Below are 1,651 nucleotides of genomic sequence, written 5' to 3'. Positions count from 1 at the left end.
TCGCTTAAAACGAATAATGGTGGTACAGGAATATCAACCTGTTATCCATCGCCTACGCCTATCGGCCTCAGCTTAGGACCCGACTAACCCAGAGCGGACGAGCCTTCCTCTGGAAACCTTAGTCAATCGGTGGACGGGATTCTCACCCGTCTTTCGCTACTCACACCGGCATTCTCACTTCTAAGCGCTCCACATGTCCTTGCGATCATGCTTCAACGCCCTTAGAACGCTCTCCTACCATTGTCCTTACGGACAATCCACAGCTTCGGTAATATGTTTAGCCCCGGTACATTTTCGGCGCAGTGTCACTCGACTAGTGAGCTATTACGCACTCTTTAAATGATGGCTGCTTCTAAGCCAACATCCTAGTTGTCTGGGCAACGCCACATCCTTTTCCACTTAACATATATTTTGGGACCTTAGCTGGTGGTCTGGGCTGTTTCCCTTTCGAACACGGACCTTATCACCCGCGTTCTGACTCCCAAGTTAAATTGATTGGCATTCGGAGTTTGTCTGAATTCGGTAACCCGATAAGGGCCCCTCGTCCAAACAGTGCTCTACCTCCAATAATCATCACTTGAGGCTAGCCCTAAAGCTATTTCGGAGAGAACCAGCTATCTCCAGGTTCGATTGGAATTTCTCCGCTACCCACAACTCATCCGCTCACTTTTCAACGTAAGTCGGTTCGGTCCTCCATTCAGTGTTACCTGAACTTCAACCTGGTCATGGGTAGATCACCTGGTTTCGGGTCTACGACCAAATACTCAACGCCCTATTCAGACTCGCTTTCGCTACGGCTCCACATTCACTGCTTAACCTTGCATCAAATCGTAACTCGCCGGTTCATTCTACAAAAGGCACGCCATCACCCATTAACGGGCTCTGACTACTTGTAAGCACACGGTTTCAAGTTCTATTTCACTCCCCTTCCGGGGTACTTTTCACCTTTCCCTCACGGTACTGGTTCACTATCGGTCACTAGAGAGTATTTAGCCTTGGGAGATGGTCCTCCCAGATTCCGACGGAATTTCTCGTGTTCCGTCGTACTCAGGATCCACTCAAGAGTGAACAAACTTTCGACTACAGGATTATTACCTTCTTTGATTCATCTTTCCAGATGATTCGTCTAGTCTGTTCTTTTGTAACTCCGTATAGAGTGTCCTACAACCCCAACAAGCAAGCTCGTTGGTTTGGGCTCTTCCCGTTTCGCTCGCCGCTACTCAGGGAATCGATTTTTCTTTCTCTTCCTGCGGGTACTAAGATGTTTCAGTTCTCCGCGTCTGCCTTCAGATATGCTATGTATTCACATATCGATAACACGACATAACTCGTGCTGGGTTTCCCCATTCGGAAATCTCTGGATCAAAGCTTACTTACAGCTCCCCAAAGCATATCGTCGTTAGTAACGTCCTTCGTCGGCTTCTAGTGCCAAGGCATCCACCGTGCGCCCTTAATAACTTAATCTTTTTTGACTTTCAACACGAACAAGTCGGTTGAAAACCCAAAATGTTATTAATCTGTGAGTGTTCTTTCGAACACTAGCGATTATTTCTTTTTGAATTCAAAGCTTGTTAAAAAACTCTAATTCACTCGGTTTTGCTTGGTAAAATCATAAATTTTACTTACTTATCTAGTTTTCAATGTACAAAAT

Annotated in this window: 1 rRNA gene (cut by a window edge); it reads right to left on the bottom strand. The window is 46.0% G+C overall.

Annotation, left to right across the window (positions count from 1 at the left end):
* Positions 1–1,464, bottom strand: a 23S ribosomal RNA gene (locus tag ACP7BT_RS13405); it reaches 1,558 nt to the left of the window's first position.
* Positions 1,465–1,651: the final 187 nt, after the last annotated feature.

The sequence above is a fragment of the Staphylococcus sp. Y174-1 genome (genome assembly GCF_049897865.1).
GTDB lineage: Bacteria > Bacillota > Bacilli > Staphylococcales > Staphylococcaceae > Staphylococcus > Staphylococcus saprophyticus.
Note: the sequence above shows the minus strand (reverse complement) of the source record. Positions and strands in the feature narration are given on the sequence as shown.